This is a genomic window from Pseudomonas sp. NY15364 (assembly GCF_048068235.1).
Classification (GTDB): domain Bacteria; phylum Pseudomonadota; class Gammaproteobacteria; order Pseudomonadales; family Pseudomonadaceae; genus Aquipseudomonas; species Aquipseudomonas mendocina_D.
In genome coordinates this window covers 107,484-126,338 of the sequence record NZ_JBLUPX010000008.1, presented here as the reverse complement: position 1 = coordinate 126,338, position 18,855 = coordinate 107,484, and the positions used below count along the sequence as shown (strand labels likewise).

Genomic DNA, 18,855 nt, shown 5'->3' with positions numbered 1-18,855 from the left:
TTTCCGCGCAAGCCCCGCAAGCGGGAGAGGGGAGAAGAATGCCGCCAGGATGAACCATGGCCACCATCGAATCCCTGCTCGACACCGCTGACCTGCCCGACTCGCCCACACCGCGATTGGATGCGGAGTTGCTGCTGGCCGCCGCGCTGAGCAAGCCACGCAGCTACCTGCGCACCTGGCCGGAGCGCGAGCTGGAGGCCGATCAACTGGCGTTGTTCCAGGCGAATCTGCAGCGCCGCCGCGAGGGTGAGCCGGTTGCTTATATCCTCGGTCATCAGGGCTTCTGGAGCCTCGATCTGGAGGTGGCGCCACATACCCTGATCCCACGTCCTGACACCGAGCTGCTGGTTGAAACAGCGCTCGAGTTGCTGCCCGCCACGCCGCTGGCCGTGCTCGATCTGGGCACTGGCACTGGCGCCATCGCCCTGGCCCTGGCCAGCGAGCGCCCGGCCTGGCAAGTGACCGGCGTGGATCGTGTCGAGGACGCCGTGGCCCTGGCTGAGCGCAATCGTCAGCGCCTGCAACTGGGTAACGCAGCGTTCTTGCACAGCCATTGGTTTTCCGCCCTGGCTGGACAGCGCTATGGCTTGATCCTGAGCAACCCGCCTTATATCCGTGCGGACGACCAGCATCTCGAACAGGGTGACGTGCGTTTCGAGCCGAGCAGCGCTCTGATCGCCGGCAGCGACGGGCTGGACGATATTCGTGCGATCATCCAGGCCGCGCCGCAGCACCTGCTGTCCGGTGGCTGGCTGCTGCTGGAGCATGGCTTCGATCAGGCCGAGGCCGTGCGCAGCTTGCTCAGCGAGGGTGGCTTCGTCGAGGTCGAGAGCCGGCGTGACCTGGGCGACCACGAGCGCATCAGTTTGGGACGTTTCGACCGTGAGTGATCAGATGCTGAGCGATGATGAACTGCTGCGTTACAGCCGGCAGATCCTGCTGAAACAGATAGATGTGGAAGGCCAACTGCGCCTGAAGCAGGGGCGTGTGCTGATCGTCGGCATGGGCGGGCTGGGCTCGCCCGTGGCCTTGTACCTGGCTGCTGCCGGTGTGGGCGAGTTGCACCTGGCTGACTTCGATACGGTGGATCTGACCAACCTGCAACGGCAGATCGCCCACGACACCGCCAGCATCGGCCAGGCCAAGGTGGACTCGGCTATGGCGCGTCTGGCGGCGATCAACCCGCAGGTCACGCTGGTGCCGCATCGCCAGGCGCTGGACGCCGATTCGCTGGCCGTCGCCGTGAGTGGCGTCGATCTGGTGCTGGACTGCTCGGACAATTTCTCTACCCGCGAGGCGGTCAACGCTGCGTGCGTCGCGGTGGGCAAGCCGCTGGTCTCCGGTGCGGCGATCCGCCTGGAAGGGCAACTGTCGGTGTTCGACCCGCGCAATGAAGCCAGCCCTTGCTACCACTGCCTGTACGGCCACGGTAGCGAAGCCGAGCTGACCTGTAGCGAGGCCGGCGTTGTCGGGCCGCTGGTTGGTCTGGTCGGCAGCCTGCAGGCGCTGGAGGCACTCAAGCTGCTGGCCGGTTTCGGCGAGCCGCTGGTGGGCCGCCTGCTGCTGATCGATGCGCTGGGTACGCGCTTTCGCGAACTGCGGGTCAAGCGCGACCCGGCCTGCGAGGTGTGCGGTGGGCGCTAAGGATAGGCTGCGTAGCCGTGGGGATGGCTTGAAATGAGTCAGTCGCAGGCGCCGATTGGCGTTTTTGACTCGGGCGTCGGTGGCCTGTCGGTGCTGCGCGAGATTCGTCAGCTACTGCCGAACGAGTCGCTGCTTTACGTCGCTGACAGCGGCCATGTGCCCTACGGCGAGAAAAGCCCGGAGTACATTCGCGAGCGCTGTGTGGTGATCACCGAACATCTGCTGGCACAAGGTGCCAAGGCGTTGGTGCTGGCGTGCAATACCGCGACTGCCGCTGCGGCTGCAGAGTTGCGCGAACGTTATCCGAACCTGCCCATCGTCGGCATGGAGCCTGCGGTGAAGCCCGCCGCGGCAGCCACGCGCAGTGGCGTGGTCGGCGTGCTGGCGACCACCGGTACGCTGAAGAGCGCCCGATTCGCCGCGCTGCTCGACCGCTTCGCCAATGACGTGCGGGTAGTGACCCAGCCCTGTCCCGGACTGGTGGAGTGCATAGAGGCGGGCGAGCTGCAGGCGCCCGCCACGCGAGAGTTGCTGCAAGGTTATGTCACGCCGCTGTTGGCCGAGGGCTGTGACACGCTGATTCTCGGCTGCACGCATTACCCCTTCCTGCGTCCATTGCTGAGTGAGCTGGTGCCGGCGTCGGTAACGCTGATCGATACCGGTGCGGCAGTGGCGCGGCAGTTGCAACGCCTGCTCTCGCGTCACGATCTGCTGGCGACGCTGCCGGCCGGGGAAACGCGTTACTGGAGCAGTGGGGAGCCAGCGCAACTTCGCCGGGTTTTGCCGATTTTACTAGGTGAAAAGGCCCAGGTTCTTTCGATATAGTGAATTTTTTTCCGATCAGGCTATCCCTGTTATCGGATGCTTCTATATTTTTGTCACAGCCTGATAAAAACCCTCGCTAAAAAGGAATGACTCATGAAGAAGTTGTACGCCTTTGCCGCAGCAACAGCCCTCACGTTCGGAACTATGGGTGCTGCACAGGCTGCGGATGTAACCGCGGCTATTGGTCAGAGCGGTGATTCAACGATGGTTTATCGCCTGGGCGCGCAGTGGGATTGGAACCACAGCTGGCTGGAGAGCAGCTACGGCCGTCTGACTGGCTACTGGGACCTGGGTTACACCTACTGGGACGGTGACGACACGGCGAGCAACCACAGCGTTTCCTTCGCGCCAGTATTCCTTTACGAGTTCGCCGGGCAGAACGTGCGTCCTTACATCGAAGCCGGTATCGGCGTTGCCGCTTTCTCCAGCACCGAGCTGGAAAGCAACGAACTGGGTTCGTCGTTTCAGTTCGAAGACCGCATCGGCGTCGGCCTGCGTTTCGCCGGGCAGGAAATCGGCCTGCGTGCGATCCACTATTCCAACGCCGGTCTGAAGAAGCCAAACGATGGCGCAGAAGCCTACACCGTGCATTACCGCATGAGCTTCTGAACAGTCATTGACATGGCTATGAAGAAATCGCCCCTCTATACGAGGGGCGATTTCGTTTCAGATGGTACTTAGATCATCGGGTCCCAGCGCTGCGACCAGTCCGTGTCCTCGGCGATGATTCCGCGCAGTAGATCGAACGCCTGCTGGAGCACTACCGAGTCGCGCTCGCGGGAATACACCAGGTAGGTCGGGTAGCTGAACTCGGGTGCGCGCGGCACGCGTTTGAGCACTTTCTTGTCCAGGTAGCTCTGCACCACTCGCGTGCGGAAGTAGCCAGAACCGCCGTGCTCGAGAATGTACTGAAGGGCCAGCGGCCCGAGGTTGAACGATACTGGCGCCTTTGCCCGATCCGGTAGCGCGCTGTCGTGCTGCAGGCGGAAGGCCTCGCCCCAGTCGACGTACACATAGGGTTCGGGATTCTTCGCGCGTACCAAGATCAGCTTTTCTTCCAGCAACTGCTCCACTTGCATGCCCGGCCAGTAGTTCGGCTGATAAACCAAGGCTGCATCGAGCACGCCCAGTTCAAGCTGACGCAGCAGCTCCTGACCTGCGCCGATATGGGAGTGCACGGCGTACTGGTCGATGTGGGTGCGGATGCGGCTGACCCAGCGCAGCATCAACGGGTTGCACAGACTGACCTCGCCGCCGATGTGGATGACGTTGTGATAGCCGTCCGGTAGCGGCAGGTCGCGCTGCGCTGCCTCCCAGGTTTGCAGTATCTGATTGGCGTAGGCGACGAAGGCTTCGCCGTCGGCCGTTAGCTTGGCCCCGGCTCGGTTGCGTACGAACAGCGTACAGTTGAGGTGGCCTTCGAGCTTCTGGATGCGCGCCGTAACGGCCGTCTGGGTAACGTGTAGGCGTTCGGCGGCGGCGATGAAGCTGCCGCTGCGAACGATTTCCAGAAAGGTGCGAGTCAGATCGATGTCCATGTCGTGGCAGGGCTCAGCAAGCGGGCAGACGGGCAGTGTAAGGGCTGCTCTGGCACTTTTCGATGAGCAGCCGCATTTGGGGTAACGAGCTTGAGTCGCAGTATGGGGGCTTCTAAAAACGTAGGCGAGGCAGCCAGCGTAAGGCCAAAAAGGCGAAAAAGCGGAGTTTACGAGCTGTTAGTGAGTATTTTGATCGGACTCGCGCACGAGCTTTTTTAACGCAGCGATGGCAACGCAGGTAGTTTTTAGAGGTGTCCAGTAGGTCGTCGTCTCAATCGAAGTGGGCCAAAAGATCTCGTTGCAGCGCAGCAATCACGTCGGTCTGGGTGATGATGCCCACCAGTTTCTCGTTCTCCAGTACCGGCAGGCAGTGCAGGCCGCGGTCGGATAACACGTCGATCAGGTCGACAACGTGCGTATCGACCTCGGTGCAGCGTACCGGGCTGCTCATCAGCTCGCCCAGGCGCGGGCGAGGGCGTCGCTTGAACAGGCCAAGGCGCTTGGCCGGGCGGTGATGCAGGGGGGCGATCAGGTCGCTGAGGCTGACGATGCCGACCAGTTGCTGATTATGGTCGAGGATTGGTAGCGCCTTGAGGTGGTGATGGCGCAGCAGGTGCAGGCCCTGTTTGATGCTGGTGCCCGGCGTGGCGCAGATCAGGTCGCGTGACATCACCTGGCCGGCACGGATATCGCCCATGCTGCGGCGCAGCGCATAGCGCTCGGTGCTTTTGACGATCATCGCCAGGTCTTCGCGAGTCACGTCGACGAAGGCGCCGAGTTCGTCGAGCGCCTGGTCGAGATCGGTATCGCGGATGCCCACGCGCTCGCCGGGCAACAGGTCGCGGGTATGGTGTGCATCGGCTGCTGGCGCAGTCTGGCGCGGGTAGCGCATGCCGGTGAGGTTGTTATAGATCAGCGCACTGCTCAGCAGGCCCAGCGCGGCGATCACCACCGTCATGGCCGGGTGCCAGGCGGGTATGCCCGGTGCCACGGGCGCGAATACGACGCAGAAGGCGATGGCACCGCCTGGCGGGTGCAGGCAACGCAGCGGGCACATCAGCAACAGGCTCAGACCTATCGCCAGGGCGGCGCCAAGCAGGCTGTGATCGAGCAGATGACCGACCAGCACACCGACCAGCGTGGCGCACAGATAGCTGCCGAGGATCGACCAGGGTTGCGCCAGTGCGCCCGAAGAGACGGCGAACAGCAGTACCGCTGAGGCGGCCAGCGGGCCGGAGAAGTGCACGGCCAGCTGCGGGCCGAAAAGCTGGCTGCATAGCCAGGTGGTGAAGACAAAACCCAGGCTGGCGCCGAGTGCCGCGCGCAGCCATTCGCGTGGGCGCGTGTGTGGAGCCTCGGGGAGAAAGGCGATGCACCATTGGTGCAGGCGTGATGGTGTGTTCATGGTATCCGGTCAAAAAAAGAGGGCTCTTCACTACTGAAAAGCCCTGAGGGTGCCGCAAGCGGCACTTCTGGACGCCCGTCCGTGGGCGAAGGAACGTCAAGCGAGCAGAGACTCTTCGGTCGGATTGCCGGGCTCTTCGAGTGGCTGCGTGGTGACCTCGCAAGGGCGGCCCGTGGCTTGCGTCATGCGTGCCGCGGCGTCGGGATCATCGGCGAAGGGCAGCAGGCTGGCCTGGTCGAGCGTCGACGGAGTGCGACAGCTCAGCCAGCAACCGAGCAGGCAGCCCAGCGTGGCGAGAACCGGCAAGATCAGAGCGTCAGGCATGGGCGGCAGCTCCCACATCCGGAGTGGCGGGTACGGCATCGATGCGTTCGCCGTTGCGTACTGTCAGCCAGGTATTCCAAGCCATCAGCAGCATGCCGCTGGCGAAGACCGCCCCGCCCAGCAGGCGTACGACATAACCGGGGTGGCTGGCTTCCAGCGCCTCGACGAAGGAGTAGGTCAGCGTGCCGTCCTCGTTCACCGCGCGCCACATCAGGCCTTGGGTGATGCCGTTGACCCACATCGACGCGATGTACAGCACGGTACCGATGGTCGCCAGCCAGAAGTGCGTATTGATCAGGCCGACGCTGTGCATCTGCGTGCGGCCGTAGAGCTTGGGCAGCATGTGGTAAAGCGCGCCGATGGAGATCATCGCCACCCAGCCCAGTGCTCCCGCGTGTACGTGGCCGATGGTCCAGTCGGTGTAATGGGACAGCGCGTTGACGGTCTTGATGGCCATCATCGGGCCTTCGAAGGTGCTCATGCCGTAGAACGCCAGCGAAACGACCAGAAAGCGCAGGATTGGATCGGTGCGCAGCTTATGCCAGGCGCCGGACAGACTCATCATGCCGTTGATCATGCCGCCCCAACTGGGCGCCAGAAGGATGACCGACATGGCCATGCCGAGGGTTTGCGCCCAGTCCGGCAGAGCGGTGTAGTGCAGGTGATGCGGGCCGGCCCAGATATACAGGGTGATGATCGCCCAGAAGTGCACGATGGACAGGCGATAGGAATAGATCGGCCGCTCGGCCTGCTTGGGCACGAAGTAATACATCATCCCCAGGAAGCCTACCGAGAGGATGAAGCCGACCACGCTATGGCCGTACCACCACTGGATCATTGCATCGGTGGCGCCGGAGTACACCGAGTAGGACTTGAGCAGCGAGACTGGTTCGGCGATGTGGTTGACCACATGCACCATGCCCGTGACGATGATGAATGCACCGTAGAACCAGTTGCCCACGTAGATGTGGCGCACCTGGCGGCGAGCGATGGTGCCGAAGAACAGGTAGGCGTAGATCACCCACAACAGGGTGACCCACAAGGCGATCGGCCACTCCATCTCGGCATATTCCTTGGAGGAGGTGATGCCCAGCGGATAGCTGACGATCATCGCCAGCACGGCTGCCTGCCAGCCCCAGAACAGGAAGTTGGCCAGACCGTCGGAGATGATCCGTACTCGACAGGTACGTTGCAGCACGTAGAACGAGGTGGCGAACAGCGCGCCGCCGCCGAAGGCGAAGATCACCAGATTGGTGTGGACGGGGCGGATGCGTCCGAAGCTGAGCCATGGAATACCGAAGTTCAATTCCGGCCAGACCAGTTGGGCCGCGATGAATACACCCATGCCCATTCCGAGGATGCCCCAGAACAGGGTTGTGAGGGTGAAGCGGCGAACGATTTCGTAGTTGTAATAATGGGGGGCAGTCGCAAGGGTAGCCATCATGATTCCGTCTTGCTGAGAAATTTCAGGCGTGCCTCTCCTGTCGCTCGTAACGGGCTGTTGGTGGGTTCGCGAGAGCGTGGCGGGGCGAAGGAGAGAGCACCGAAAGTGTGCGGGACGGCGATGGATTCGACTAATTAATAATAAATGCGCTTTTATTCTGTTTTTTTGATATCAAGCCATGAAGTGCGACCGAGTAACGCACTGGATTGGTGCTGGCGCACTGAAATGGCTCGGTGTTGAGCCAGGGTGTTCCTTCATGGTTGATCGTTATGTATTTATAGAAATGCACTTACTCAACATTAAAATTCATACATAAGATGTTACTGGCTATAGGCGGTGGCGATGCCGCGCCGTTCTTCCAGGCATTCGGCGGCGCCGAGTTCGAACTCGCGGCAGATCAGCGGGCGCTGTGCATAGATGGTGCAGCGCATGCTGTCGCGATCGAGCGCTATGCACCAGCCGTCGTCCAGGCGGCGCATGACCTCACCGCCCCAGGCGTCGGTCTCGATGTAGCGTTGTGGCACGCCGGTGTCGCCGATCAGCATCACTTCCAGTTGGCAGCAGCAGGCTGCACAGGTGCTGCAACTGATTTCGGGGGTGGTCGGCAGTTGGGTAAGGGAAATGGTCTCGCTCATGGCGCGGCAGTGTACGCCACGTCGTGGCGATCAGGGACCTGGGCTGACAGACGCAGCGCTACCCTGGCAGACGCTGAAAAACGGCCTGCTAGGCGGAGCGCCGGCTACGCAGGCTCTGCTCGTATTGCCCGCGATACAGCTTGGCGAAGCCATGGAGTACCGGCATCACCACGGCCCAGACACCAGCGAAAATCGCCAGTGTCGGCCAGGTACCCAGCGGCAGTTCGACGCCCGCGATCTTCGCGCCGCCGTAGTAGGACAGCGGTGCGGCAAGCGCGCCCAGCATGCTGCTGCGCCACCAGGGCTGTGCGGTCCAGGCCAGGCAGTGGTTGAGCGTGCTGGCCAGCAGCAGCCAGAGCAGGGCCAGCCAAAGAGGGATCAGCTGGCGCTCCTCGCCGAAATCGAACACGCCGAGGTTGAGCAGAAAGCTGTCCAGCGCACTGCCGGCGAGAAACACGCTGAGCAGCAACTTGCCTTCGGCAGCCCAACTGCTGACCCACAGCAGGTGCACACCGATGATCGCCGCCACCACCAGCAGCCAGGGGCTGTCGCCGGCAAAGACGCAGACCAGCCAGCCGAGCTGGAACAGGAGGGCATTGGCGATCAGCTTAGGCATCGAAATTTCCTAACAGAGGCGCAGGGCGAGCGGCCGGTTTGGCCAGCAGCAATTGCGCGGTGCCAATGGTGCGTTCGAGGAAGCCGCCTTCGCAATAGCAGAGGTAGAACTCCCACAGGCGATAGAAGTAATCGTCGTAGCCCAATTGCTCCAGGCGCTGCCGCGCATGACGCAGGTTGTCGTGCCACAGGCGCAGGGTGCGTGCGTAGTGCAGGCCGAAATCTTCCATGTGATGCAGGTTGAAGTCGGTGTGTCGGGTTACGACATCGAGCATCTTGTTTACCGAAGGCAGGGCGCCACCGGGGAAGATGTAACGCTGGATGAAGTCCACCGACTTGCAGGCTTGCTCGTAGCGTTGATCACGAATGGTGATGGCCTGCAGTAACATCAGCCCATCGGCTTTGAGCAGGCGCGAGCATTGCTCGAAATAGGTGGGCAGGAAGCGGTGGCCGACGGCTTCGATCATCTCGATGGACACCAGTTTGTCGTACTGGCCATCGAGGTCGCGGTAGTCCTCCAGCAGCAGGGTGACGCGATCCTCCAGGCCCAGCTCGCGAATGCGTCGCTCGGTGTGGGCGTGCTGCTCGCGAGACAGTGTGGTTGTGGTCACCCGGCAGCCGTAATGGATCGCGGCGTAGATGGCCATGCTGCCCCAGCCCGTGCCGATTTCCAGTAGATGGTCGGACGGTTGCAGTGCGAGCTTCTGGCAGATGCGTTCGAGCTTGTTGAGCTGAGCCTGTTCCAGAGTGTCCTCCTTGCTGGAGAACATCGCCGCGGAGTACATCATGGTCGGGTCGAGGAACTGTTCGAACAGGTCGTTACCCAGGTCGTAGTGCGCGGCGATGTTGCGGCGCGAACCTTGCCGAGTGTTGCGGTTGAGCCAGTGCAGGCCCTGGATCAGCGGGCGCCCCAGGCGTGCCAGGCCGCCTTCCATGGCGTCCAGCACATCGAGGTTGGCGACGAAGATACGGATCACCGCAGTCAGATCCGGCGTGCTCCAGTAGCCATGGATGTAGGCTTCGCCCGAGCCGATCGAGCCGTTACCCGCCACCAGGCCCCAGACCGCAGGGTCATGCACCGTGATTTCGGCGCGCAGAGCAGCCTGCGGGTCACCGAAATGCAGGCTGTCCCCCGCTTCATGAATCACCAGCAGGCCGTGGTGCAGGTTCTGCAGTTGGCGCATCACGGCGCGCCGCAACAGACCGGCGCCAATGCCGTTGCCACTGCGTACCAGGCTTCTCGTTGCGGTCAGGCTAGAGCTCTTCATGGGGCATGTCCTTCGCTTGCGGGCGGGCTACACGGAAGCTGCCTTCCGCGGGCTTGTGGTCGAAAATCGGGATGCGCTTGAACAGCAGGCGCATCGCCTGCCAGTAGATGGCGGCCAGGGTTTTGCCGGTCATCCAGGGGAAACTGAGCAGATAGCGGTGCAGGCTGGCGCGGTCGAGAGCTTCGCGGTGCAGGCTGAGGCTGGCATCGAACATCTTGGTATCGCCTTGCCAGTCGGCCATGTGCACGCCAAGGCGTTCGCCGACGGCGCTGAAACTCATTCGGTATTGCAGCTCGCGCGGCAGGAAAGGCGAGACATGAAAGGCCTTGTCTACGCTGACCTGGTGACGGCCTTCGCCCTCTGCCGGCAGCACGTAGTGATAACGCTCACGCCATGGCGTGTTGCTCACTTCGCAGAGAATCGCCATCAGGCGCTGGTCGGCGTCATGGCAGTAGAAGATGCTCACCGGGTTGAACGCCAGGCCCCAGCTGCGCGGCTGCGTCAGCACGCAGATGCGACCTTGCGGGCGTGTGCCCAGTGCCTGCTCCACGCGATCGCGCACTGCCTCATGCAGCGCCACGCCCTGGCGGGTCGCCTCGGGCAGGTAATCTCTCTCGCGAAAGGCGAATGGCGCCCAGCGGCCGGAGCCGGCCAGCTTTGACAGGGCGAACAGTTGCGCCTGTTCGCTCAGGTCGAGGTACAGCAGGCCCATGCGATAGCGAAAGGCATGGGCGCGTGGGGCGAAGCGACGATGCTGCACCCAGCCGCTGTACAGGGCGCTGTGCATCACAGCGTTTCTCCGAAGGCGCGCGCCACGCGCAGCGCGCTGACCACACCGTCTTCATGGAAGCCGTTGGCCCAGTAGGCGCCGCAGTAGTAGCTGTGCTGGGCACCGAGCAACTCTTCCCAGCGCGCCTGGGCGGCGGTGCCGGCCAGGCTGTACTGGGGGTGGGCGTACTGGAAGCGTGCAAGGATCTTGCTCGGGTCGATGGCGGCCGTCTGGTTGAGGCTGACGCAGAAGGTGGTATCGCTGTCGATGCCCTGCAGGATGTTCATGTTGTAGGTCACGGCCGCCGGCTGGTCGCTAGGCCCACCCAGGCGATAGTTCCAGCTGGCCCAGGCCAGCTTGCGCCTGGGCAGCAGGCGCGTGTCTGTATGCAGTACCACATCGTTGTTGGCATAGGGCAAGGCCCCGAGGATTTCACTTTCCTTCTCGCTGGCTTGATCGAGCAGGGCCAAGGCCTGGTCGCTGTGGCAGGCGAAGATCACCTTGTCGAAGCGTTCGCTGCCGGCTGCGCTGTGCAGGGTGACGCCGTCCTCATCGCGCACGACGCGGCTGACCGGGCAGTTGAGGCGAATGCGCTCGGCGAAGCTGGCGGTCAGCGGTGCCACGTAGCTGCGCGAGCCGCCTTCGATGACCTGCCAGGTCGGGCGGTCGCTGACCGAGAGCAGGCCGTGGTTCTTGCAGAAACGCACGAAGAACTGCAGCGGGAAACCGAGCATGTCGGCCAGCGACATCGACCAGATGGCCGAACCCATCGGCACGATGTAATGCTCGATGAAGCGGCGGCCATAGCCGTTGCGCTCGAGGTACTGGCCTAGCGTGGTGTCGGCGCTGATGCGGTTGTTGGCCAGGTCGTCCAGCGACTGGCGATTGAAACGCAGGATGTCGCGCAGCATGCCCCAGAACGCCGGCGACACCAGGTTGCTGCGCTGGGCGAACAAGGTATTGAGGTCGTGACCGTTGTATTCCACGCCGGTGGCCGGGTCGCTGACCGAGAAGCTCATTTCGGTGGGCTTGAAGCCGACGCCGACTTGTCCCAGCAGGCGGATGAAGTTGGGGTAGGTCCAGTCGTTGAAGACGATGAAACCGGTATCTACTGCATAGCTGCGGCCGTCCACCTGCACGTCGACGGTATGGGTGTGGCCGCCGATCCAGTCGCTGGCCTCGAACACCTGAATGTCGTGCTGGCGGTTGAGCAGATAGGCGCAGGTCAGGCCGGCAATGCCGCTGCCGACGATGGCGATTTTCATGCGTTGTCCTCGTTACGCGCCAAGCGGCGACCTATGGCCAGTTGCAGGCTGCTGGGCAGGCTGCCGAGCAGTTTCAGGATGGCGATGAAGGGGGTGGGGAAAGCGATCTCGTGCGGGCGCTTGTCCAGGCGTGCGGCGATGTGCCTTGCGGCGCGCTCCACCGGCCAGCGCATGGGCATGGGGAAGTCGTTCTTCTGCGTCAGCGGGGTATCGACGAAACCGGGACTGACCAGGGTGACGTCGATACCTTCTGCCGCCAGGTCGATGCGCAATGTCTGTATCAGGTAGCGCATCGCCGCTTTGGACGCGCCATAGGCCTCGGCGCGTGGCAGCGGCAGGAAGGTGACCGAACTGCCGACGCCGACCAGGTGCGGGCGGTTGCCTCGGCGCAGCAAGGGCAGGGCGGCCTCGATGCAGTAGCTGGCGGCGAACAGGTTGGTGCTGACCACGCGTTCGATCATCGCCGCCTCGAACTGGCGCACCTCGATGTATTCGCAGGTACCGGCGTTGAGGATCACGCAATCTAGCGCGCCCCACTGTTGAGCGATGCGCTCGCCGATGGCGCGCACCTGCTCGGCGTCGGTCAGGTCACCCGGGGCGACCAGTACCTGATCGCCATAACGCGCGGCGAAATCCTGCAATGGGCCGCTGCTGCGTGCGCTCAGCGCCAGTTGATGGCCGGCCTTGAGCAACTCCTCGGCCAGTGCGGCACCGATACCGCTGCTGGCGCCCGTGAGCCAGATACGTTTCATGCCAGCCTCCGCTTCAACCAGGCGATCACGCTGCCGAGTACTGGCAGATGTTCATAGAGCAGTGCGCCAGCATCGAAGTAGTCACGGTGTTGATAAACGCGCTCACGCCAGAGCAGGTGCGAGCAGCCTTCGACGGCGATTTCCTCGCCGCCACGTAGGCGTGGGTGGCGATAACGCATGGTCCAGCGCAGGTAGCCCTCACCTTCGGCGACCTGATCGAAGCCGTGGAACTCGAAACGCAGCGCTTCGACGTTGGCGTAGAGTTCGGCGAAATAGCGGCGTACCGCCGTCAGTCCATGCACTTCATGCAGCGGGTCGCGAAACAGCACATCGTCGCTGTACAGCTCGCCGAGCAGATCGAGGTTGTCCTTGTTCAGCGCGACGAAACGCTCGGCGAAGCCGTGAAGAAATGCACTCATGCCGGAACCTCCCGCGCAGAGAGGTTCTTGAACGCGGCCAGGGCGCGTTCACGCGAGCGCGCCAGATCGACGATCGGGCGCGGGTAGCCGGAGGGCGCGAACAGGCCGCCCAGTGCGGACGGGTCATGGATATCACGCTTGTTCAGACCAACCAGTTCCGGCACCCACTGGCGAATGAACTGGCCATCGGGATCGAATTTCTGCGATTGGCTGATCGGGTTGAAAATGCGGAAGTAGGGCGCTGCGTCGGTACCGGTGGAGGCGCTCCACTGCCAGCCACCGTTGTTCGCGGCCAGGTCGCCGTCGATCAGGTGGCGCATGAAGAAACGCTCGCCTTCGCGCCAGTCGATCAGCAGGTTCTTGGTCAGGAACATGGCCACGATCATGCGCAGGCGATTGTGCATCCAGCCGGTTTCCAGCAGTTGGCGCATGGCGGCATCGATGATCGGCAAGCCGGTGCGGCCCTCTTGCCAGGCGGCCAGCTCCTGCGGTGCGTCACGCCATGGCAGCGCCTCGGTTTCCAGGCGGAAGGCGCGGTGGCGCGATACCCGTGGATAGCCGACCAAGGTGTGCTTGTAGAACTCACGCCAGAGCAGTTCGTTGATCCAGGTGACGATGCCTGGGTTGCCACTGTCGAACTCACCCTGATTGGCCGCGAGTGCGGCATGCAGGCATTGCCGCGGCGATACGACGCCGGCGGCCAGATAGGCCGACAACTGGCTGGTGCCAGGCTTGGCGGGGAAGTCGCGTTCATCCTTATAGTAGGCCACCTGCTCGTCGGCAAAGCGCTCCAGGCGCTGCAGCGCAGTGTTCTCTCCGGCGGGCCAGAGCAGGCGCAGGCTGTCGCTGGGAGTAGCGAAACCCTCTACGGTTTCGGGAACCACGTCACTGCTGATGGCCAGCGGCGTTTGTGCCTTCGGAGGGGCGATCAAGGCTGGCAGGGCTGTGTGCAGGCGCTCGTAGCACACCTTGCGGAACTGGCTGTAGACCTGGAAGTAGCCGCCGGAGCGGGTCAGTACGCTGCCAGGTTTGAACAACAGCTGATCGAGGTGGCTGTGCCAGGCGATGGCCTGCTGGCTGAGGTAGGCGCAGACCTGCTGATCGCGCAGGCTTTCGTTGATGCCGTACTCCTCGTTGACGTGCACGGCGCTGATGTCGTGGTCATGGCAGACCTCGGCGACCTGCAGCGGCGCCTCGCTCCAGTCGTGGCAGTGACGTACCAGCAGCGGCACATTGAGCGCCGCCAGGGCCTTGCTCAGCTCCGTCAGGTTGCGCAGCCAGAAGTCCACCTTGCTCGCGGCGTCGTCATGTCGCTGCCACTGGCCGGGCGTGACCAGATACAGGGCGATGGTCGCGCCGCTGCTCATGGCGTGGCTCAGGGCAGTGTTGTCCTGGGTGCGCAGGTCGCTGCGAAACCACATCAGTTGCTGCATGGGGGGACCTCTTGGGCACCGAGCAAGCCACGGTGCAATAGCCAGGCGTGCGCGTTGAGCGGGTCGCTGGCCGATTCCAGATCAGTCAACGAGTCGCGGTGAATGTGGGCGGCGGGGCCAGCGAGCAACAGCGGCACCTGGCATTGTTCGGCCAGCCGGGGTAACTGGCGGCGCACCAGGGCACCGTCCAGGGCTTCTTCGGCGTATAGCAGCACGGCGCGCGGGGCGATGTGCTCCAGCGCCGTCAACAGTTCGTTGGGCGGTAGCGGCCAATCGAACACCTCTACCGGGCAATCACTGGCGCTGGCCAGCCAGGCGCACAACCACAGGCCCGGTTCCATCGGTGCCTCGCCGAGGTTGATCAGCAGCAGCGGCGCGCCACCGACCTGGCGATTGCAGTGGTAAATGCGGGTGGCCAGCTTGCTGCGCAGCCAGGAGAGGAAGAACACCTGCTCGGCACGTGCGCCGAACTGACCTTGCCAGCGCTGACGCAATTCACCCAGCAGTGGCCAAAGCAGCTGTTCCACCAGGGTGCTGGCTGGGTAGAGCGCCAGTGCCGAGTTGAAGCGGTCGTCGAGCCGTCGCTCGTTGAGCTGGGCGATACAGCCGAGCAGTTCGTTGCGCTGACGTGACCAGGTATCGGTAGTAGTGGCTTGTGGCACCTGCTCATGGTCGAGCAGCGCCTTGACCTGACCGACTGCAACGCCGCGCGCCAGCCAGGCGAGAATGGCGTTGATGCGCACGAGGTTGGCCGGCGAGTAGAGGCGGTGCCCCTTGGGTGTGCGGTACGGCACGATCAGGCCATAGCGGCGTTCCCAGGCACGCAGGGTCACGGCGTTGATGCCGGTGCTGCGGGCTACCTCGCGGATCGGCAGGTAGCCCTCGTCGAGCGCCTGGCGGTAGTCGTGGCCGGTTTCTTCTTCGGCGATGGTTTCGCTGGTCATGGCATCACAGCGCGTTGCGCAGGCTGAGTGGCTCGGGGTGCGGCTGCAGATACGCCTGCTCGGCGATGTAGCGATCCGGGTGACGGCGGAAGTGGTGCTTGAGCAGCGTCAGCGGTACCACCAGCGGCACGATACCCTCGCGGTATTGACCGATCAGTTGCTGCATCTCCTGCTTCTCGTCGGCACTCAGAGTGCGTTTGAGGTAGCCGCTCAGGTGCTGCAGCACATTGCTGTGGGTGCCACGGGTAGCGCATTTCTTCAGCGCGCTCATCAGTTCGCTGAAATAGCGCGGCGCCAACTCGCCCAGGTCGTGCTGGCTGAGGTCGCCGAGCATGCGCCCGAGCGACTTGTAGCGCACCGGATCGGTGGCCATCAGCAGGTACTTGTAGCGCGAGTGGAAGGCGATCAGTGAACGGCGCGTCAGACCCTGCAGCAGCAGGCGTTGCCATTCGGCGTGGGCGTAAACGCGGGTGATGAAGTTCTCGCGCAGGACCGGGTCGTTGAGGCGACCGTCTTCTTCCACCGGCAGATCCGGGTGCCGCGCGCAGAAGGCGGCGGCGAAGATACCGCGGCCCGGCTCGCTCGGGCGTCCGCCTTCCTGGTAGACCTTGACCCGCTCCAGACCGCAGGAGGGCGACTGCTGCATAAAGATGTAGCCGCTGATGCCTTGCAGCTCGTTGGCCATGCGCTCGCCGTAGGCGGCCAGGGCATCGGTGACGTCGCGCGCGCGGTCGACGGTGCCGACAGCACGCGGCTCGTGTGGGTCACCTACCAGGCGAATCGGTTCCCTCGGGATCGACATGCCGATGCCGACCTCGGGGCAGACCGGGATGAAATCGAAGTGTTCGGTGAGGCTGCGGCTGCACAGGCGCGACAGCTTGTGGCCGCCGTTATAGCGGACTTCGGCGCCCAGCAGGCAGGCGCTGATGCCCAGTTTGGCTTTGCTCGCTTGCATAACCTGACCTCGTTAGACCTTGTACATGCAGCAATCCATGTACAACTTGTGTCTATCATAGGTGTGTAGTTATACAAGTCAAATTATTTGTATAGGTTTGGTGTTGGTTTCTTGTGCGAGCAAGCGGTGTCTACCCTAGGGGCATCACAGGCCATCGCCCTGGGGGTCAGCGCCAACCTTGCAGCCAGCGCTCGGTATCTTGCAGTTGGCGCCAGTCGAGCTGCTGGCTGCGTTGTGTGAGCACCGCCTGAAGCTCGACGCCGAGGACGTTGTCTTGCTCGTCACGGATCAGTTCGGTCACCAGGAAATGACGCTCGCGATTCTGCGGCTGCGCGGCCGTCCATTTCGACAGCAGTAGTTTGCGTGGGTTGAGACGACGCTTGTCGGGCGTGCTCATTGCAGGTGCTCGAGCAGGCGGCGCGCAGCATCCTGGCCGCTGAGCCAGGCACCTTCGACGCGGCCTGACAGGCACCAGTCGCCACAGGCGTACAGGCCCAGGTCGGCGTCGGCCAGCGCGCCCCATTGGTGGGTTTGGGCCGGGCGGGCATAGAGCCAGCGGTGAGCGAGGGTGAAGCTCGGGGCCGGCACGGCGCAACCGATCAGCTCGGCGAAGGCGCCGTGCAATTGTTCGATCACCGCTTCCTTGGGCAGATCCAGATTCTGTCGGCTCCAGGCGCTGCTGGCGTGCAGCACCCAGGTGTCGAGGTGGTTGTCGCGGCCGGGTTTGCTGCGGTTGCGCGCCAGCCAGTCGAGCGCACTGTCCTGCACGAAGCAGCCTTCCACGCGGGTATCAAGCGGGCGTTCGAAGCACAGCGCCACCGCCCAGGTCGGGTCCATGATCACGCTCGCTGCGGTGCCAGCCAGTTTCGGCGCAGCTGCCAACAGGGCGCTGGCTTGGGGTGCGGGCGTAGCGACGATCACATGGCTGTAGGGGCCGTGGCTGTTGCCTTCGGCATCGAGCAGGCTCCAGTAGCGGTCGCCGCGGAACACTTCGGTGATACGGCAACTGAATTTGACCGGCAGGGCGCCGAGCATGGCACGGGTGATGGCACTCATACGCGGGCTGCCGACCCAGCGTAGTTGCTCGTCAGGTGAGGCGCTGAGCTGGCCGTCCTGGGCGTTGTACAGGCTCGGTTGCCACTCGGCGACCCAGCCACGCGCCTGCCATTGCTGCACCACCTCGACGAAGCGGCGGTCGCGTGCGGTGAAGTATTGCGCGCCGAGATCCAGGCTGCCGGCGTCACTGCGCTTGCTCGCCATGCGCCCGCCGCTACCACGGCTCTTGTCGAACAGTTCGATATCCTGGCCGGCGGCGTGCAGGGCCTGGGCGGCGGATAGCCCTGCGATGCCGGTGCCAATGATGGCGATGGGTGCGTTCATGGTTACCTCGTCAGCGCTGAATGCTATACAGGCTAAGGTTTGGACAAAAGCTATACAAGGTGTTTTCATGTACAGCTGATGCCGTTCGAACCTGCTCAAAGCCTGCTGCGCGTCGGCTCTGCTGCGTTAAAAACAGGCTCGGACTGCTCATTTACAACTCGTAAACTCCGCGTCCTCGCCTGTTTTTGCCTTGCATAGCTCTAGCTCGCGAGCCTTTGAACAGGTTCTGAGCGGCGCTCCCTTGCTTTAGGTTTAGGACAAACGCGACAGGTATGCGCGTCATGAACCAGACTAAAGGTGAAGTTTCTTCCATTGCCATGCGAGGACGATGCCATGCATATCCTGCTGACCGGCGGCACCGGTCTGATCGGACGAGCGCTCTGCGCGCACTGGAGCGAGCAGGGCCACCGCCTGACTGTCTGGAGTCGTGAGCCAAGCAAGGTCGCGCGCCTCTGCGGGGCCGACGTTCGAGGCATTGCCCGGCTTGAAGAGCTGGGTGAAGAACCACTGGACGCGGTGATCAATCTGGCCGGCGCGCCCATTGCTGACCGCCCCTGGAGCAGCAAGCGCAAGGCGCTGCTATGGTCCAGCCGTATCGGGGTGACCGAGCAGTTGCTGGCCTGGCTGCAGGGGCGTACACAGCGTCCAGCGGTGTTGCTGTCGGGCTCGGCGGTGGGGTGGTACGGCAACGGCGGTGAACGTGAGCTGAGTGAAGATACGCCGCCGGTCACTGATGATTTCGCCGCCCAGTTATGTGGCGCCTGGGAAGAAACTGCACAACGCGCCGAGGAGTTGGGGGTTCGTGTGGTGCTGGTGCGCACCGGCCTGGTGCTGAGCCCTGACGGCGGCATGCTCAAGCGTTTGTTGCTGCCGTTCAAGCTTGGTGTTGGCGGCCGGATTGGTGATGGCCGGCAGTGGATGCCCTGGATTCATATCGCCGATCAAATCGGCCTGATCGATTTTCTCTTGCAGCAGGGCGCGGCTCGCGGTCCTTATAATGCCTGCGCGCCATTACCCGTGCGCAATGCCGAGTTCAGCAAAGCGCTGGGCCAGGCGCTGAGCCGCCCGACCATTTTCCCGGCGCCGGCCTTCGTTCTGCGCGCTGCACTCGGCGAGATGTCCGAGCTGCTGCTCGGCGGCCAGCGTGCCGTGTCGACGCGTCTGCTGGAGGCAGGTTTCAGTTTTCGTTTCACCCATCTGGATGTGGCACTAGCCGATCTGCTGGGCCATCAATAGCTAG

The 18,855-nt window shown here is 63.2% G+C and carries 21 protein-coding genes; 5 read left to right on the top strand and 16 right to left on the bottom strand.

Annotated elements, in window-relative coordinates; translation table 11 throughout:
* The first annotated feature begins 56 nt into the window (after positions 1-56).
* The 4 genes from prmC (at position 57) to ACNFCJ_RS09475 (ending at position 3,078) form a co-directional block, all read left to right on the top strand.
* Entirely contained in the window at positions 57-890 is an 834-nt protein-coding gene (gene prmC / locus ACNFCJ_RS09490; protein WP_416770991.1) for a peptide chain release factor N(5)-glutamine methyltransferase, read from the top strand.
* Between the two features lie 4 nt (positions 891-894).
* Positions 895-1,644, top strand: coding sequence for a molybdopterin-synthase adenylyltransferase MoeB (locus tag ACNFCJ_RS09485; RefSeq protein WP_416771056.1), 750 nt, complete (start codon positions 895-897; stop codon positions 1,642-1,644).
* Positions 1,645-1,677: 33 nt separating this feature from the next.
* On the top strand, positions 1,678-2,469 hold the full coding sequence (gene murI / locus ACNFCJ_RS09480; protein ID WP_416770989.1) for a glutamate racemase: 792 nt from the start codon (positions 1,678-1,680) through the stop codon (positions 2,467-2,469).
* Positions 2,470-2,562: 93 nt separating this feature from the next.
* The gene (locus ACNFCJ_RS09475; RefSeq protein WP_416770987.1) at positions 2,563-3,078 is read left to right on the top strand and encodes an acyloxyacyl hydrolase; all 516 of its coding nucleotides are present in this window, start codon (positions 2,563-2,565) and stop codon (positions 3,076-3,078) included.
* A 68-nt stretch (positions 3,079-3,146) separates the two neighbouring features.
* On the opposite strand, the gene ACNFCJ_RS09470 is transcribed toward ACNFCJ_RS09475, so the two are convergent.
* The 16 genes from ACNFCJ_RS09470 to ACNFCJ_RS09395 all read right to left on the bottom strand — a co-directional run bounded on the left by ACNFCJ_RS09470 (position 3,147) and on the right by ACNFCJ_RS09395 (position 17,615).
* Complete coding sequence (locus tag ACNFCJ_RS09470) at positions 3,147-4,007, bottom strand: LysR family transcriptional regulator (protein WP_125835894.1); 861 nt, start codon at positions 4,005-4,007, stop codon at positions 3,147-3,149.
* A gap of 271 nt (positions 4,008-4,278) precedes the next feature.
* The gene (locus tag ACNFCJ_RS09465) at positions 4,279-5,412 is read right to left on the bottom strand and encodes an HPP family protein (RefSeq protein WP_416770984.1); all 1,134 of its coding nucleotides are present in this window, start codon (positions 5,410-5,412) and stop codon (positions 4,279-4,281) included.
* A 96-nt stretch (positions 5,413-5,508) separates the two neighbouring features.
* A complete protein-coding gene (locus ACNFCJ_RS09460; RefSeq protein WP_416770982.1) occupies positions 5,509-5,736 on the bottom strand; it encodes a hypothetical protein in 228 nt (75 codons plus the stop codon).
* Positions 5,729-7,177 (bottom strand): cytochrome-c oxidase, cbb3-type subunit I, encoded by a 1,449-nt coding sequence (gene ccoN / locus ACNFCJ_RS09455; RefSeq protein WP_416771055.1) that lies wholly within the window; start codon positions 7,175-7,177, stop codon positions 5,729-5,731. Before ccoN ends, ACNFCJ_RS09460 begins: the two co-directional genes overlap by 8 nt.
* A 323-nt stretch (positions 7,178-7,500) precedes the next feature.
* Complete coding sequence (locus ACNFCJ_RS09450) at positions 7,501-7,815, bottom strand: YkgJ family cysteine cluster protein (RefSeq protein WP_115292208.1); 315 nt, start codon at positions 7,813-7,815, stop codon at positions 7,501-7,503.
* An 88-nt stretch (positions 7,816-7,903) separates the two neighbouring features.
* Positions 7,904-8,431, bottom strand: a complete 528-nt coding sequence (locus tag ACNFCJ_RS09445; RefSeq protein ID WP_416770980.1) for a DUF2878 domain-containing protein — start codon at positions 8,429-8,431, stop codon at positions 7,904-7,906.
* Positions 8,424-9,698 carry a class I SAM-dependent methyltransferase gene (locus ACNFCJ_RS09440; RefSeq protein WP_416770979.1) on the bottom strand — a complete coding sequence of 425 codons (1,275 nt, stop codon included), beginning with the start codon at positions 9,696-9,698 and terminating at the stop codon, positions 8,424-8,426. The genes ACNFCJ_RS09445 and ACNFCJ_RS09440 overlap by 8 nt, the downstream gene beginning before the upstream one ends.
* Entirely contained in the window at positions 9,685-10,485 is an 801-nt protein-coding gene (locus ACNFCJ_RS09435; RefSeq protein ID WP_416770978.1) for a DUF1365 domain-containing protein, read from the bottom strand. Before ACNFCJ_RS09435 ends, ACNFCJ_RS09440 begins: the two co-directional genes overlap by 14 nt.
* Positions 10,485-11,732 carry an NAD(P)/FAD-dependent oxidoreductase gene (locus ACNFCJ_RS09430; RefSeq protein WP_416770977.1) on the bottom strand — a complete coding sequence of 416 codons (1,248 nt, stop codon included), beginning with the start codon at positions 11,730-11,732 and terminating at the stop codon, positions 10,485-10,487. Before ACNFCJ_RS09430 ends, ACNFCJ_RS09435 begins: the two co-directional genes overlap by 1 nt.
* Positions 11,729-12,484 (bottom strand): SDR family NAD(P)-dependent oxidoreductase, encoded by a 756-nt coding sequence (locus ACNFCJ_RS09425; RefSeq protein WP_416770976.1) that lies wholly within the window; start codon positions 12,482-12,484, stop codon positions 11,729-11,731. The genes ACNFCJ_RS09430 and ACNFCJ_RS09425 overlap by 4 nt, the downstream gene beginning before the upstream one ends.
* Positions 12,481-12,903, bottom strand: coding sequence for a nuclear transport factor 2 family protein (locus ACNFCJ_RS09420; RefSeq protein ID WP_416770975.1), 423 nt, complete (start codon positions 12,901-12,903; stop codon positions 12,481-12,483). The genes ACNFCJ_RS09425 and ACNFCJ_RS09420 overlap by 4 nt, the downstream gene beginning before the upstream one ends.
* Positions 12,900-14,336: a deoxyribodipyrimidine photo-lyase gene (gene phrB / locus ACNFCJ_RS09415; RefSeq protein WP_416770973.1), complete on the bottom strand. Its 1,437-nt coding sequence runs from the start codon at positions 14,334-14,336 to the stop codon at positions 12,900-12,902. The genes ACNFCJ_RS09420 and phrB overlap by 4 nt, the downstream gene beginning before the upstream one ends.
* On the bottom strand, positions 14,324-15,280 hold the full coding sequence (locus ACNFCJ_RS09410) for a MerR family transcriptional regulator (protein WP_143507327.1): 957 nt from the start codon (positions 15,278-15,280) through the stop codon (positions 14,324-14,326). Before ACNFCJ_RS09410 ends, phrB begins: the two co-directional genes overlap by 13 nt.
* A gap of 4 nt (positions 15,281-15,284) precedes the next feature.
* Positions 15,285-16,235: a YbgA family protein gene (locus ACNFCJ_RS09405; RefSeq protein ID WP_416770972.1), complete on the bottom strand. Its 951-nt coding sequence runs from the start codon at positions 16,233-16,235 to the stop codon at positions 15,285-15,287.
* 166 nt (positions 16,236-16,401) lie between these two features.
* Complete coding sequence (locus ACNFCJ_RS09400; protein WP_036999188.1) at positions 16,402-16,632, bottom strand: TIGR02450 family Trp-rich protein; 231 nt, start codon at positions 16,630-16,632, stop codon at positions 16,402-16,404.
* Entirely contained in the window at positions 16,629-17,615 is a 987-nt protein-coding gene (locus tag ACNFCJ_RS09395; protein WP_416770970.1) for an NAD(P)/FAD-dependent oxidoreductase, read from the bottom strand. Before ACNFCJ_RS09395 ends, ACNFCJ_RS09400 begins: the two co-directional genes overlap by 4 nt.
* A 333-nt stretch (positions 17,616-17,948) precedes the next feature.
* On the opposite strand from ACNFCJ_RS09395, the gene ACNFCJ_RS09390 reads away from it, so the two are divergent.
* Positions 17,949-18,851 (top strand): TIGR01777 family oxidoreductase, encoded by a 903-nt coding sequence (locus ACNFCJ_RS09390; protein ID WP_416770969.1) that lies wholly within the window; start codon positions 17,949-17,951, stop codon positions 18,849-18,851.
* The last annotated feature ends 4 nt before the right edge of the window (positions 18,852-18,855 follow it).